The organism is Shewanella sp. VK101 (genome assembly GCF_056497865.1).
The window spans coordinates 1,164,253-1,178,854 of the sequence record NZ_CM151402.1 but is presented as its reverse complement, the minus strand read 5'-3'; the positions used below and the strand labels follow the sequence as shown (position 1 = coordinate 1,178,854).

18 protein-coding genes are annotated in these 14,602 nt (G+C 54.6%); 4 read left to right on the top strand and 14 right to left on the bottom strand.

Going from position 1 to position 14,602, the window contains the following annotated elements; translation table 11 throughout:
- Positions 1-15 precede the first annotated feature (15 nt).
- A complete protein-coding gene (locus ACSHSR_RS05330; protein WP_101058970.1) occupies positions 16-378 on the top strand; it encodes a cupin domain-containing protein in 363 nt (120 codons plus the stop codon).
- Between the two features lie 119 nt (positions 379-497).
- Positions 498-1,220, top strand: coding sequence for a TorF family putative porin (locus ACSHSR_RS05325; protein WP_391564235.1), 723 nt, complete (start codon positions 498-500; stop codon positions 1,218-1,220).
- A gap of 103 nt (positions 1,221-1,323) precedes the next feature.
- Here ACSHSR_RS05325 and ACSHSR_RS05320 read toward each other — a convergent pair whose 3' ends face one another.
- Entirely contained in the window at positions 1,324-1,506 is a 183-nt protein-coding gene (locus tag ACSHSR_RS05320) for a hypothetical protein (protein WP_025890124.1), read from the bottom strand.
- Between the two features lie 208 nt (positions 1,507-1,714).
- Between ACSHSR_RS05320 and ACSHSR_RS05315 the strand changes: the two genes are divergently transcribed.
- Entirely contained in the window at positions 1,715-2,056 is a 342-nt protein-coding gene (locus tag ACSHSR_RS05315) for a DUF3634 family protein (protein ID WP_025009884.1), read from the top strand.
- Here the strand turns inward: ACSHSR_RS05315 and ACSHSR_RS05310 are convergent, their stop codons facing one another.
- From ACSHSR_RS05310 to ACSHSR_RS05250, 13 genes are all read right to left on the bottom strand, one after another.
- Complete coding sequence (locus ACSHSR_RS05310; RefSeq protein WP_025009883.1) at positions 2,057-2,287, bottom strand: hypothetical protein; 231 nt, start codon at positions 2,285-2,287, stop codon at positions 2,057-2,059.
- Positions 2,288-2,393: 106 nt separating this feature from the next.
- On the bottom strand, positions 2,394-2,954 hold the full coding sequence (locus tag ACSHSR_RS05305; RefSeq protein ID WP_144218711.1) for a DUF3833 domain-containing protein: 561 nt from the start codon (positions 2,952-2,954) through the stop codon (positions 2,394-2,396).
- Positions 2,942-3,625: a chalcone isomerase family protein gene (locus ACSHSR_RS05300; RefSeq protein WP_144218709.1), complete on the bottom strand. Its 684-nt coding sequence runs from the start codon at positions 3,623-3,625 to the stop codon at positions 2,942-2,944. The genes ACSHSR_RS05305 and ACSHSR_RS05300 overlap by 13 nt, the downstream gene beginning before the upstream one ends.
- Positions 3,626-3,637: 12 nt before the next feature.
- Positions 3,638-4,261, bottom strand: coding sequence for a DUF2878 domain-containing protein (locus ACSHSR_RS05295; protein ID WP_144218707.1), 624 nt, complete (start codon positions 4,259-4,261; stop codon positions 3,638-3,640).
- Between the two features lie 3 nt (positions 4,262-4,264).
- Entirely contained in the window at positions 4,265-5,524 is a 1,260-nt protein-coding gene (locus ACSHSR_RS05290) for an SAM-dependent methyltransferase (protein ID WP_045283661.1), read from the bottom strand.
- Between the two features lie 158 nt (positions 5,525-5,682).
- Positions 5,683-6,474 carry a DUF1365 domain-containing protein gene (locus ACSHSR_RS05285; protein ID WP_144191399.1) on the bottom strand — a complete coding sequence of 264 codons (792 nt, stop codon included), beginning with the start codon at positions 6,472-6,474 and terminating at the stop codon, positions 5,683-5,685.
- Positions 6,471-7,742, bottom strand: coding sequence for an NAD(P)/FAD-dependent oxidoreductase (locus ACSHSR_RS05280; RefSeq protein WP_479631320.1), 1,272 nt, complete (start codon positions 7,740-7,742; stop codon positions 6,471-6,473). Before ACSHSR_RS05280 ends, ACSHSR_RS05285 begins: the two co-directional genes overlap by 4 nt.
- Complete coding sequence (locus ACSHSR_RS05275; protein WP_479631319.1) at positions 7,739-8,488, bottom strand: SDR family NAD(P)-dependent oxidoreductase; 750 nt, start codon at positions 8,486-8,488, stop codon at positions 7,739-7,741. Before ACSHSR_RS05275 ends, ACSHSR_RS05280 begins: the two co-directional genes overlap by 4 nt.
- Positions 8,485-8,979, bottom strand: a complete 495-nt coding sequence (locus ACSHSR_RS05270; protein ID WP_479631318.1) for a nuclear transport factor 2 family protein — start codon at positions 8,977-8,979, stop codon at positions 8,485-8,487. The genes ACSHSR_RS05275 and ACSHSR_RS05270 overlap by 4 nt, the downstream gene beginning before the upstream one ends.
- 27 nt (positions 8,980-9,006) lie before the next feature.
- Positions 9,007-10,506 carry a deoxyribodipyrimidine photo-lyase gene (gene phrB, locus ACSHSR_RS05265; protein WP_144218703.1) on the bottom strand — a complete coding sequence of 500 codons (1,500 nt, stop codon included), beginning with the start codon at positions 10,504-10,506 and terminating at the stop codon, positions 9,007-9,009.
- A gap of 1 nt (position 10,507) precedes the next feature.
- Positions 10,508-11,479, bottom strand: coding sequence for a MerR family transcriptional regulator (locus ACSHSR_RS05260; protein ID WP_144134531.1), 972 nt, complete (start codon positions 11,477-11,479; stop codon positions 10,508-10,510).
- Complete coding sequence (locus ACSHSR_RS05255; protein WP_025889881.1) at positions 11,469-12,425, bottom strand: YbgA family protein; 957 nt, start codon at positions 12,423-12,425, stop codon at positions 11,469-11,471. The genes ACSHSR_RS05260 and ACSHSR_RS05255 overlap by 11 nt, the downstream gene beginning before the upstream one ends.
- A gap of 300 nt (positions 12,426-12,725) precedes the next feature.
- Positions 12,726-13,646, bottom strand: a complete 921-nt coding sequence (locus ACSHSR_RS05250; RefSeq protein ID WP_028781175.1) for a polyprenyl-phosphate transporter — start codon at positions 13,644-13,646, stop codon at positions 12,726-12,728.
- 371 nt (positions 13,647-14,017) lie between these two features.
- Between ACSHSR_RS05250 and ACSHSR_RS05245 the strand changes: the two genes are divergently transcribed.
- The gene (locus tag ACSHSR_RS05245) at positions 14,018-14,512 is read left to right on the top strand and encodes a hotdog fold domain-containing protein (RefSeq protein ID WP_129980116.1); all 495 of its coding nucleotides are present in this window, start codon (positions 14,018-14,020) and stop codon (positions 14,510-14,512) included.
- The last annotated feature ends 90 nt before the right edge of the window (positions 14,513-14,602 follow it).

Below are 14,602 nucleotides of genomic sequence, written 5' to 3'. Positions count from 1 at the left end.
GAGAGGGAGAGCCTGATGCACATCAACAATATCAGAGTACTGGCGCGTAATACTCCCGAGATAAGTGAATACTCCATCGCCGAGGAAAAGCGTCTGCAGGGCGCGCCTATGCAACGGCTGGAGAACTATTACTCCAGCCCCTGTGAGCAGTTTCATACTGGAATTTGGCAAAGCGAAACAGGTGCTTGGAAAGTTGACTACACTGAGCACGAGTATTGCGAAATCCTCGAGGGTAACAGTGTCATCAGCGATGAGCAGGGAAATCGTCTCGAAGTTGGCCCAGGCGACAGGTTTGTGATTCCGGCCGGGTTTCGCGGTAGCTGGCAGGTAACGGTTCCCTGCCGCAAGCTCTATGTGGTGTTTGAATCCAACAGATAAAAACAAAACCGCCATGAGGTCTCAGCATAGCTGCTGTTGTTTGGCATAAACCAGGTCGCGCCGGGATATTCCCGGACGGGGCCGGCAAACCAAAGAAGGGAGAAGTGCTTGTGAACCAAGTGATAAGAAGATCCAACCCTCTGCTATGGGCACTGCTGCTTGGCGGCGCCATAACCTCAACCTCTGCCATGGCCGAAGTCAGCGGCGAGATAGCCGTGACCAATGACTACCGCTTTAGGGCCGTGTCACAAACCGCCGGTGATTTTGCCGTTCAGGGCGGGCTGGACTGGAGTCACGACTCGGGTTTCTTCGTCGGGGCCTGGGCCAGTAATGTGGAATTCGATGAAGATGGTACTCCCAAAGAGGATCAGGTGGGTGCCGATTTCGAACTGGATGTCTACCTGGGTTACGCCGGTGAAATCAACGACAACCTGGCCTATGACATTACCCTGCTGCGCTATATGTACCCGGGCGACAATGTCTCTCAGGACTACAACGAAATCTCTTTCGGCCTGGAGTTCAGTGATTTTAGGGCTGCCTACTGGTACACCAATGACTATGCGGGTTCAGATCTGGACTATCACTATGCCGAGCTGAACTATAGTTATGAGTTTGCCGAAAACTGGAGCCTGGATCTGCACTTGGGTTACAACTTCGGCGATGCGCCCGATGACGATATGGGCAAATATCTGGATTACTCCATAGGTGTCTCTACTGAGATTGCCGGTTTTGGTCTGTCTGTGGCCTGGTTGGACACAGATATAGATTCGGATGCCGTGATCAGCAGTGGCACCTTCCAGAATGACGGCACTGTGCTGGCGAGTGTCAGTTACGCTTTCTAAGCAGCAAAATTGCGCTGCCCAGGCAAGCCCCATCTTCCTCCCACCAACCAAAAGTAAAAGAGCCGCTCCCTGAGCGGCTCTTTTGTATAAATTGATTCAGTTCTCAACGCAGTGGCGGTATGTGAGGGGTATCGCCCTGACGCACCTGTTGTTTGACGTCTTGCCAGCTATGGGTGAGGTGTTGCAGCTGTTCTCGCCGCTCGGGAAACTGCTCACTGAGCTTTCCCATCAGTTCCACTTGTTTGTCACAGATTTGCGCCCAGCGTTCGGCATTGGAAAGGTACATGGCTTCATCCTTGATCTTGGCTTGTGGTAAAACAGATATTCCTGAACAAATAATAACCAAGGATAGCCAATTTGCCAGTCCTTTTAGCCTTATCACAAAAATCCGCCTTGGATGCACTGTCAAACGCTACCGCTTGCAGGTATAACTGAGGATATAAGATAACACCCGGATAACAGTATTCACTCTTGGTGAAACAAGGAGTCTCACTATGGCCACTATGTTAAAAATATTCTTTATCGCCCTGGCGTTAGTGCTTATCTACAAACTGGTTTTCACTAACAAAAAAGGGGTGACAATATTTGAAATGCATTTCAAGGACGGTCGTATGACCTCCCACAAGGGTAAGATCCCGGAGAGGTTTGAACGCGAATGCCGCGCCTTGGTCAAGAAAGAGAAACTCACCTGTACAGTACGCGCCGAACGCAGTGGTGAAGTGCGGCTGCACATCAGCGCCAATGCCGGAGATGCCAATATTCAGCGCCTGCGCAACCTATTTCCCTTCGAATACTATGACCGCAAGCAGAGCGACAACAGCAAACAACTAGGCTGATCAGCGTTTAGCGGGAAACACTTGAGGGTCGATTTTACCTTCCCGGCGCGCATCATCTATGATCCTCTGGTTATCCTGTGCCATGGGATCTTCGGCGGGGAGATTGGGGTCCACCCGCTCCTCCTCGGGCGCTTTAAAACTGAAATCAATACCACTCGAGCAACCGCCAAGGGATACCAGTGCCAATAAGCCCATTGAAACCCATGGCAGTACAGCGGATTTTTTGTTCATCGTTATTTAAACCTGTGTTGATAGACTGTTACCATTTAAACAGATCTAAGCTTAACCCAGGCTGAGACTCAGCGTTAGTCATGCCATACGATTAATCGTCGCTCTGCTACTTGTCTTCCAACCTACGGATCACCAGAGTCACCTCCCCCACCGTTAGGCCCCATTTGCGGATCTCGCTACGGTTGATTATGGTGTCCGGCGCCGTTTGATACATCCAGTCGTCGAAATGCACTTGATACTCGCCGCTATCGAGCTTCAGCAGCATGTCGTAGCGCCAGCGCAGGGCAAAGCCCTCTGCTTGCCCTTCTGCCACCCCCAGAATATCCTCCGCTCTGCCCTGGTAGCGGCCATCGGCAAGCTTGGTTATCTGCCAAGTTCGCTCGGCAAGCTCACCATCGTCATACTCAAACCACTCCTGCAACACACCCTGATTCCCCTGCCAACTGCCCGTCATCCGGACATTGAAACGGCGCACCACCTGGCCGCTGTAATCTTCCACCATGCCTGAAGCCTGCAGCTCCCCGTTAAAGAATTGCTGCAGATCCAACTTAGGTTCGCTGGCGCGATAGTCATGAATATCGACACTGCCGCAACCGCTCAGTCCAAGCATCAGAAGTAACAACCAAACCTTGGTGAAACCGATAAACCTGCTCATTAACATTTGCATGCCTGCTCTCCTATCAACTGAGCTCTCAGCTGCGGCTGACTGCTGCGCTCTGACAACCAAATCGCCAAAAAGGCGCCGGCAAAACGCTTATGCTCGCTCGAAGCGCTCTCATCTATGGCAATCGCGGCTAACGGCTTGTCGTTGAACAGAAAGTATCCCTGCTGCGGCCCGTTTGCCACAAAGCTCAATCTGTCACCCTGCTCCACATCCGGCCAGAGCCCTTCAAGCAGCGCCAACCAAGCGGATATCTGCTCTCTGTCGTATCCCAAGTGCAGCCACTGGTGTTTGGTGGCCTCCAGGAGTCGCGAGGCGGGGATATCCCGGTAATACTGAATTTCCAGCTGCTGCGGGAAGCTATTGGGCTGGTAACTACCATCCGGCGTCAGCAACCTGGCCCGATAAAGGGTTATAAACCACCAGTCCATTTCACCGCGGCCCACTTCCCGAAAGCTGGCAAGCTCCACCTTTGATGGCTCGACCCGGGCAGCTTTGGGCTCAGATGTCTGCACTTGGCTCTGCGCTTGAGTCTGCTGCGCTTGAATCTGTAAATTGTCTGACCATCCCTGAGTGGGTAGGCCAAGCAGTATCATCAGCAGCCCGGCAAAGCCTGGGTTATGCAGCTTACCGACTTGCTTTGCTCCCTTGTTTACACCCTTGATGAATCGTTTCATTGCCGGTCTCCGTCAGAGAAATCCTTTGGTTGGGCGATTTGCGCCCCATTCAAGCCTGAAATTGCAATAACTTAACAGTGGCAGCAGCAGCGACCAGATGAGTATCAACAAGCTAAAGGTAGCCGATTGTCCCAGGGGCCAAGCCACGGCCTCCAACCTGAATGCCGCCAGGTAACTGCCAGCGCCACCCACTGCGCCAAAGAGCACCTGCTGCCATTTGGGCAAGTCCCTGAGCCAGGCCAGGCTCACCCCCAACGTCGCGGCAAAATGCCCCCAAAGGCAACAGAGCCACAAGGGTAAAAGCCGCGAGGGACTGTCAAACTCAAATACTCCGCCAAGGTGCAGCATGGCGTCCAAGGCTATGCCGATAACAGCCGGTATAAGCACGGCGTTGAATGTTTTCATGCTGTATCCGGTACGCTTTACGTTTTGCCCTGCCAGTTGGCTGTGCTCATCCCCGGCATTCTCTGCCATGAGGGCTGAGCGGTAGCCCGGATTGACAAGCAGCAACTGGACACAAAGCAGCAAGAGAGCAAACACCAGCGCCTGATTGGCAAACAGGATCAAAGACCACCAGCCCAACTGGAAAATGGCCGCATTGAGCAGCAGAAAAAACCAGGGCGATGAGAGTCTCATGACCTAACCTGCAATTTGTCTTGAGCTGAGCGGACGATAGCCGTCCTTGACCGCAGTCAGTTGCACTGTGCTTATGGTGCGCTCAAGAAAACCACCCTCGCAGTAACTCAGATAAAACTTCCACATACGCACAAAGTCCTCACCATAGCCGAGTTCGCGCACCCGCTCTCTGGCGTCATCGAAGTTGGCATGCCAGTCATTCAGGGTGCGTGCATAGTCGAGACCTATATCATCCAACGACCAGAGGGTCATGGAGGTTTGCCGCTGCAAGTGGCGCGTCATCTCGGTGACAGATGGCAGGCAGCCGCCGGGGAAAATATAGCGCTGAATAAAATCCACCCCTTTGCGGTAGCTGTCATAGCGCTGATCTTTAATGGTGATCGCCTGCAGTAACAGCTTGCCGCTCGGCTTGAGCAGGGCATCCAGGCCGGCAAAAAAGCCCGGCAGATAATCGTGGCCCACTGCCTCTATCATCTCTATCGAAACCAAACGGTCATACTGGCCGCTGAGCTGGCGATAATCCTGCCGCAACAGGGTAATGCGATCACTCAGTCCTTCGGTGGCAACCCGTTCACTGGCATATTGGTACTGGGCATCGGAAATAGTGGTAGTGGTTACCTTGACGCCATAGTGTTTGGCGGCATAGATAGCCAGGGCGCCCCAACCGGTACCGATTTCCAGCAGAGTCATGCCGGGCTGCAGATCCAGCCGCTCGCAAATCAGTTGCAGCTTATACTGCTGCGCCTCATCCAACTGCGCCTCTTCATGGGGATAGACGGCGCTTGAATAGAGCAGCTCAGGGTCGAGAAATGCCTGATACAAGGAATTGCCCAGATCATAGTGCGCCAGAATATTGCGCTTTGAACCGGCCTTTGAGTTTCGGCGCAGCAGGTGTTTCACCCGGCTAACTGTGTTGGAAAACCAGGAAAACCGTTTCTCTATCTTATCCAGCAGCGGCAGGTTACGGGCAAACAGACGTACCACAGAGGTAACATCCGGGCTGGACCAGTGCCCCTGAATATAGGCTTCACCGGCACCGATGGAGCCGCCCAGAATCACCTGGCGAAAAAAGCGCTCATCGTGAATACGAATTATGGCAACCAGGTCTGCATCGAGCGGGCCGAAGGTCCACTGCTCACTCCCCAGTTGCAGTTTGAGACAACCGCCCTCCAAGGCATTCAAGGCCTGTTGCATGACTCTGGCCCATAGACTCTTGCCGCTGGCGGCCAACTGCTGTCTGTTTTTGGCTACTGTGTTTTCCATCTCATTCTCCAATGTTTGCTGTCACACTCGGGGAAATTTCCAAACCTTTAGGGAATTCTTGCAAAGGACTAGGGCCATTTGCGGCGAACCACGCCTTGCATCCAAGCCCGTAAGCCGACGCAGAGTACACATGGGACTTGTTCGCACCTTCCTTAGCATCAGTCCGTGCCGCCCTGAGGCTTGCGCTCGTATGGCACAAAGGGCACCCGCTTAAGCCACAAACGCAGCGCTTGCCAATAGATGAGCCAAAGAATTTTCAGGCTCATCAAGGGAAAGCCCCACAGATAACGCCTAAGCTCACAACCATTGAAGGGGCGGCGTTTGAGGCTTAATACCGCATCGAAGCTGGCCTTTTGCGACTCGGGGGCCGGCCCTGCCACGTCCCCCTTGCCGGGCAGATTGCTGATCCGCAAATCGAGCCGCTCTGCCGGCGCCGGAATATGCCAGCGATAGCGATAGTCCAGCGACATAAAAGGCGATACATGGAAGCACTTGTCGCCAAGCGCCGGCGCCTCGGCCGACACCAGATAACAGTGACGCTCATTCCAGGGGGTATTGCTCACCTCAGCCAACAGGTATTTATACTCATCACCTTGAAAGCAGTAGAAAAAGTTGACCGGGCTGAAATAGAGTCCAAAGTGGCGCAGTTGCCCGGCGAACAGCACACTGTCGCAGCTGGCCTCGCCGCCGAGCGCAATCACCTTATCCAGCACCCGCTGTTTCAGCGATGAGGCAGTATTCGATTCTGCAGCCGCCTTGAGATAATCCTGCTGCCGAAAACGCAGCGCAGACCAAGGGGATTCACCAAACAAGCCGCTCAGGGACGAAAGCCTTGGCAAATCATCCAAGTCCAGCAACATCAGGGCAAAGGGATAGCGAAAACTATGCCTTACCGGCGTTAGCCTAGAGTGGCTGACGCTGCCGAGATAGAGACCCGTTTCAGGTTTCATAGGCTTACCCCGAACCTTTCACAAACATCCAGGGCGCTACGTACCCCGTCTTCATGAAAGCCGTTGTACCAGTAGGCACCGACAAAATGGATACGGTCTTGGCCGCAGATCTCGCTGCGGCGTTGCTGCGCCGCCTGGCTCTGTTCATTGAATACCGGGTGAGCATAGACAAAGCGTTTGAGCACCTTGTCCTTGGCTATCGCCTCATCCTGATTCAGGGTCACCAAAAAATCCGGCGCAGACTTTGGCAAGCGCTGCAAAATATTCATGTTGTAGGTCACGCAGGCGGGACGGCTGGCATCGCCATCGAGACGATAATTCCAACTGGCCCAGGCGGCGCGGTGCTTCGGCAGCAACGAGGTGTCTGTATGCAAGGTCACCTGGTTATCCTGGTATTTAAGCCTAGAGAGTATCTCCCGCTCCAGCTCACTGGCGTCACCGAGCATGGCCAGCGCCTGATCGCTGTGGCAGCCGAGGATCACCTGATCGAACTCATGCCAGCTATCCTTGACTCTGAGCTGCACGCTCCCCGCTTGGCGGCGGATTTGTTCTACCGGCGAGTTGAGATGAACCCGCTCGGCAAAGGGCGCGCTGAGCGCCGGAATATAACTGCGGGAGCCGCCTTCGAGCACATACCACTGCGGCCGATTGCTGACGGCCAACAGTCCATGATGTTCAAAGAAACGGATAAAGAAAGGCAGCGAGAAGGCGCGCATATCCTGAATACTGGACGACCAGATAGCGGCGCCCATCGGCAGGATATAGTGCTGGCAGAAGAAGTCAGAGAACCCCTGCTGTTCGAGAAATTCCCCCAGTGTCACCGCCGGGTAACGACCGCTTTGATACAAGGCTTTGCAGCGGCTGTTGAAGGCCAAAATCTCCCTCAGGAACCCCCAGAAGGTCGGACTCAGCAGATTGCGCTTTTGCGCAAACAGGGTCGCCAGGCTATGGCCGTTGTATTCAAGGCCGCTGACAAGGTTTTGCACCGAGAAGCTCATCTCGGTCGCCAGCGCCTTGATACCGACCCGGGCCATCAAGGCCTGAAACCTGGGATAGGTGCGATCGTTGAACACAATAAACCCTGTGTCTATGGCGTAGGGTTTGCCGCCAAGCTCAACATCCACAGTGGCCGTATGCCCGCCAAGATAATCGGCGGCTTCAAACAACGTTACCTCATACCGCTGTGACAACAGATAACCACAAGTGAGCGAGGAGATCCCCGAACCGACTATGGCGATGCGCGGCTTATTGCCGGTTGAAACTGTCATACTGGGCTCCCGTTTTTTGCAGAGGGTTTACCAAGGGCGGCGGCCAGCCAACTGCGGGGCAGCCAGCTCAGCAGAGTCAGCAGCCAGATAAAGCGCCCGGGAAAGGCAATCAGGCGCCGTCTGGCGGCCAAGGCTTGGATGATGGTGTTGGCGGCTTTATCGGCGGAAATCCGCATCGGCATGGCGAAGTCATTTTTGTCGGTGAGCGGCGTTTTAACAAAACCCGGGCGAATTTCGCTGACGTCTATTCCCTTGTGGGCCAGATCGAGCCGCAAGCTCTGCGCCAAGTAACTGATCCCGGCCTTGGAGGCGCCATAGGCCTCCGCCCGCGGGAAAGGCAGCATCACAACGCTTGAGCTCATCAGCGCCAGTTGGCTGCCACGGGCAAGCAAAGGCATAAAGGCTTCCAGGCAATAGCCCACAGCCAACAGATTGGTGCGGATAACCCGCTCAAACAGGGCGCTGTCAAAGGCCATGGCCTCGTCTATGTACTCACAGGTACCGGCGTTGAGCAGCAGCAGATCCACACAGTTGGCTTGGCCCAACTCCAATTTGAGCTTGCTGCCAAGCCTCAGCACCGAGTCTCTGTCGGTGGCATCGAACCTCAAAGGCTCGCAGCCTTCGAGGGCGGCCAGAGCCTGTTCATTGCGGCCACAGGCCAAGACCCGCCAACCGGCGGCGACATATTGTCTAGCGAGCTCGGCACCTATGCCTGAGCTGGCACCCGTGATCAATACCGTCCTCATCGGCTTGCCCTGTCCTTGACCATGCGCACCACTGAGCCCAGCAGTGGCAGCTGTTCATAGAGCATCTGCCCCAGATCCAGATAATCCCTGTGATAATGGACTTTGTCGCCAAACTTGATGAGGCTGATACCATCGACACTGATACTCTGCCCCCGGTTCAATTTGGGGTGGCAATACTTCATCTGCCAACTGATGGCGGCCTGGTCCCCGGCGGGCAAGACGTCAGTGATCTCAAAGGCGATTTCGGTCAGGTTGCGATACAAACCGGCAAAATACTGTTCCAGTTGCTCAAGCCCCTCCAGTCGATGCATGGGATCGCAAAAACAGATCTCAGGCGCATAGACGGCCTGCAGCCTATGGCGCAATGTGGGCAATTGCTCAGGGCCCAGGGATTGATACAAGGCAATAAATGCCTGAATAATCTCCTGAGACTGCGGCGATGCCGGCTGTGAAGCGGGTGCTATGTCCGCGGCAACTGAGTGGCTGGTCATGATAATCCCTCGGCTAATGAACTGAGTTCAGGCAGACTTTTTCAGCACGGCCAGGGCGGTCAACGCCCTTTGCCGCGCAGCGCTGTGCTCGACTATCGGTGGCGGATAAGCCGCAGTGGCAAACAGACTCGGCTCGGTGAAGCGGGACAATGCAGCTGTGCCCGGATGGTGTATCTGCTTAAGCGGCCAGTGCGCCAGTTCAGGCAGATAACGGCGGATAAAACTGGCGTCGGGGTCGAACTTTTCGCTCTGGCTCATGGGGTTGAAGATCCTGAAATAGGGCTGGGCATCACAGCCGGTGCCGGCAGACCACTGCCAGCCGCCGTTATTGGCCGCCAGGTCGCCATCTATCAGAGCGCGGCGAAAATACTGCTCGCCCCAACGCCAGTCCACCAATAGGTGTTTGGTGAGGAAGCTGGCGGTCACCATTCGCAGCCGATTGTGCATCCAGCCGGTCTGGTTTAGCTGACGCATGGCGGCATCCACCAGCGGATAACCGGTGCGGCCCTCGCACCAGGCGGCAAACTCTTGCGGGTCGTTCCGCCAGACTATGTCATCGCCGAGCACGTTGAAGTTGCGGCCCATACACAGCTGGGGCCAGGCGTGCAGCAGATGGCGGTAAAACTCGCGCCAGGCCAGCTCAGCCAGCCAGCTGCGACCCGGACTATTGTCCTCTGCCATAGCCTCGGGGAAGCGATTGAGCAACGCCGCCACACATTGCCGCGGGCTGAGAATACCAAACGCCAGATAGGGCGACAGGCAACTGGTGCCATCGAGCGCCGGGAAATCCCGCTCCTGGCCGTAATCGGCAAGCTGATTGGCAATAAAACTATCGAGCCGCTGCCTGGCCGCCCCTTCACCCACTGGCCAGTGATGGCTGTCTTGTTTACTGCCTTGATTGCTGACCTTAAAACTCAGCTCTGCGGGTTCGGGTAAAGCCGGGGCCAGAGGCGCAGGTACCGGCAGCGGCGTTATCGCCTCTCTTCCCAGCAGCTCACGCCAACGGCGAAAGAAGGGGGTAAATACCCGATACATTTCGCCGCCTTGGGTACAAACGCTCCCTGGCGGCAGCAAACAGTGCTCATCGGTAAACTGCAGGCCTACCCCTATAGTCCTGGTAAGCTGCGCCAGCGCCTGATCCCGGCGCTGCTCGTTAATCTCCACCTCGCGCCCGGCAAAAATCTGCTTAACGCCCTGGCGTTGGCAATACGCCTCGACAGTGGCATTCACCAAAGAGAAATCGTCACAGTGCAGTAAATCAAAAGCTATCCCCAAAGATGCCAACGCCCGTTGCAGTTGATTGACGCTGCGTTCGATGAAATCCAGCTGCATGGGACCAACAGAGTGCTGCTGCCACTGCGCTGGAGTCTCAATATAAAAACCCCGCAGCGGCAGACCTTGAGCCCTTGCCGCTTCGCACGCCAGCCACAGAGCCTGATTATCTGATGTGCGCAGATCGCTGCGAAACCAGATGGCAACACAAGCCTTTTCACGGGAAGGCGCATGATTGGGCAAAGGCTGGGACATGTTACTTGTCCTCCGGTTGTTTTGAGGCGGACTCGGCCTGCGCCAGCAGTGCCAATATGGCGGCATTGCTGCTGCAAAGCACAGGATTCTTGACGGGCTCCCGGTCCTTCTTGCCCCCTTTTTCAGTCATAGCCAGTTCCTTGGCATAGTGCTCAAAGGCATTGGCGTGAGCCGCCACATAATCCCCGCTCAAGATCAGTGGATAATCCAAAGCACTGGCCAGTTGGAACAGGGCTTTGACATTGCTGCCGGGCAACTGGGAAGGTGGCAGCAACAAGAGTCCCTGCAACGGCAGTCTGTGTGCCAAGAGTTGCAGCCCCTGGCCTTCCAAAGGCTCCTCCATATTGAGCGGCAACAGGCTGACACCCCGGGTGATAAGCTCCAGTTGCAGCAAGAGCTCACTCCAGGCCGGCTGCTTGCCAAGCGGCAGATAAAGAAGTTGCCAGCGGGGTTTCTGGCGCAGCAACTGCTCGCTGCGGGCGCCGACATAGTGAGCCAGACGGCTTTCGAGCCAACTGCGGACAAGCGCTCCGTCGAGGCGTTCATCGAGCTGGGTGTCCAAAACTTGCAACCAATGGCGCAGGCGCCGACAACACAGGGCGATGGGATAGAGGGCACTGAATTCATCCAGCAAACGGCCAAAGCGGGCACTGCTGAGAGAAAGTGCCGCCTCGGTGAGACTGCTGCTGAACTTCAGCCAGTCGTCGTCTTCATTTTCTTGCTGCAGCTGTTTTTCTGTCTGGCCACTGAGCAGTGGCTTGACCTTGCTGATGGCCACGCCCTGCTCAAGCCAGGAGAGGATTTCACGGATCTGCTGAACCTGCTCCTGACTATAGAGTCTATGGCCCTTGGGGGTGCGCTGCGGGATAACCAGTCCAAACCGTCGCTGCCAGGCGCGCAAGGTGACAGGATTCACCCCGGTCAGTCTGGCGACTTCGCCGATGGAAAGGTTGGCATTGTTATCAGTAGGCATAACGCAGTTTTAACTCCTGTGGATGAGGGTTGAGATAAACCTGGGCCGCAATATACGGCTGTGGATGCTCCCTCAAGTAATGTTTAATCAATGTCAGCGGCACCAACAGAGGTTGCAGCCCCTGACGATATTCATCTATCGCCTGACTGAGCTCAGACTTCTGCGCCTTGGTCAGGTGTTGTTTGAAATAGCCCTGAATATGCTGCAGCGCACTGGTGTGATTGCGGCGACTGGCCTTGTTTTTCAGCGCCTCCATAAAGCCTTCAAAGTAACGCTGGGCAGTTTCCTGCAAGTCTTCACCGCCGTCAGCCAGCAAGGGGCCAAGTTGGCGATATTGAGCCGGACTGTGAGCCAGTAATAGGTATTTGTATCTGGCATGAAATTGGGTCAATTTATGCAGGCTTAAGCCGGAGTGCAGCAGACACTGCCAGTCGTGAAAGGCATACACCCGGGTGAAAAAGTTTTCCCTGATCACCAAATCGTTCAAGCGCCCCTCTTCTTCAACCGGCAGTTGTGGCCAGCGTTGCATCAGGGCCTTGGCGAACACACCTATGCCGCTGCGATTCCCCTGGTCGCCGCCTTCCTTGTAGACAGTGACCCGTTCCATGCCGCAGGTAGGTGATTTGGCACAAAGCAAATAGCCACTTAAAAATCCCAATTCAGCGACTTTTTGCTCACTGAAACTTTGCAGGCTCTCGGTTACATCCAAGCTGGCATCACGGCTCTGGATCCGGATCTCATCACCGCGGCGCACCTGACGTATGCTCTTGCGTGGCGCGCCCATACCTATCGCCATCTCAGGACAGACTGGCACAAAGTCAAAATGCTGCCTAAGCTCCTGCTGGCAATAGACAGAATTCTTATGACCACCGTCAAAACGCACCTGCTGCCCCAACAGGCAGGCACTGATACCCAGTTGAATTCGCTGCGGCTCAAACTTGTACATATTGAGAATCCTTGTATAACCTTGTAGTAAATTAAGGCACACACCTGTACAAGGATCAAGTTTTTGTACAATATTTTTTTAGCAAAGAGGAACCGACATGCCTGGCAAGTCATACAAGACCTTAAATGGAGTCAAGCCCAGCAAGCCTGGGCTATCCGCTGGCGAAGCAAGACCCATCTTGAATGAAACCTGTAACGCAAAGGCATTTAAGAGAGATTCGAAGGGAGATAAAAAACGGGAGCCTTGAGCTCCCGTTTTCTGTCATTGATACCTTTCACTGCAGGGCGCTAGCGCCTGAAATTATTGCTTGTCGGCCCCCAGGCGCTCAACCAGGAGTACCAGGCCAATTCCGGCGGCGGCACACAAGAGCGCCAACCCCAACTGATGCGGCTGCTGTGTCAGTTGCTCAAAACCAAAGGGTGACAGGTTTTGCTGCACCAGGGGTACCTGCTCACCATGGGAATTGGTGCGCCAGCTCAGCGTCTGTTTCCAGGGCCAGATCTTGCCCAGCGTCCCCAGCATAAGACCGGTAAGGAAGATAAGAGTGGCATCGTGAAAGCGCCGCAGCAGCGCCGACAGCAAATGGCTGAAACTCAGGATACCTATCACGGCACCGACAGCAAAACAGCCAAGAATATCCAGCTGGATATTCTTGGCCGCCGCCAGCACGGCAGGATACAGTCCCAATAGCAAGAGGATAAAGCTGCCGGATATCCCCGGCAGTATCATGGCGCAAATGGCAATGGCACCGCCAACAAAAATATTAAAGTAGCTGGCCTCCAACTCGACCGGACTCAGCACGGTAATGCCCCAGGCAAAGGCCACTCCCAGCGCGAATATCAATAGCCGTGGCAGTGAAAAACCGCCCTTGACCTGGCGCAGCATATGCACCACAGAGATAAGGATCAGCCCGAAAAAGAATGACCATACAGGAATAGGATGATGTGCCAGCAGGTAAGAGATAAGCTTGGCCAGACTAAGAATACTGCTGAGGATCCCCGCCAACAGACTCAACAAAAAGGCCCCGTTGATATGTGCAAACGCCGCCTTGATCCCGTCGCGGCGTATAATGCCCCAAAGACTGGGATTGATACGGCGAATACTTTCCAGCAGGGTGTCATAGATGCCGGTAATAAAGGCTATGGTTCCCCCGGAAACGCCGGGCACCACATCGGCGGCCCCCATGGCCAGCCCCTTGAGGTAGGTCAACAGAAATTTCACTAGGTTTCCTTACTACTGTTTTGATAATTCTCGCGGATTATACCAATCCTGATTGAAGTTGGATTGTCCAAGGAAGTGATTCTTGCACTTGCAAAGGGTTCACCATTTGCACCTTCCAGAAGAAACCGTCATTTAAGCACAGCCCCCAGTTACTGCCACGCCATTTTATTCTATCTGTTCAGCCCCAGATCAGATTGGCGTGACCCTCGCTCATCTTAACCAATGCTCTTGGCTCTTTCCTTTTAGCTCTTGCCTCTTGGCTCTTGCCAAAGCGCTCGTCAGCATACACACTCATCCGACCAGAGTAATAACAAAAACATTACCCTATACCAACAAAGAACATCAACAAGGAATACCCACAAGGAATCACTATGAGTAAAACCGCCAATTCGACCCTGAACTTGTATCACAAATGCAAGCGCCTGCCCTTTGGCAATAAGATATTCTCCTTGCTGGTCAGCCGGATGGCGCCCTACTTTGGCAGTATCAAGCCGATAATCAGTCAGTTGGAGCCCAACTACTGTGAATGCCTGCTGCGTAAACGCCGCGCAGTGGAGAATCACATAGGTACAGTACATGTCATTGCCATCTGCAACGGCCTGGAAATGGCGATGGGAGTCATGGCCGAGGCTTCAATACCACCTCATCTACGCTGGATCCCCAAGGGCATGACGCTGGATTACACCGCCAAGGCCGGCAGCGATATCCGCTGTGTGGCCAAGGTTGATGCCAATGCCTGGCAGCCTGGGGATCTCGATGTCGAGGTGCTCGCCTATGACTGCAATGATATCCTTGTGGTCAAGGGCAGTATCAAGCTCTGGATCTCGGCCAAGCCGGCCAAAAACGCGACCGAGAAGGGATCATAATTTGAAACAAGCCAGCACTTCCCTGATTCGGGTTTGATTGCTAACTTGGCTCAGCTAATCGAAGCCTTAGACGGTACTCAAGAGTAAGCA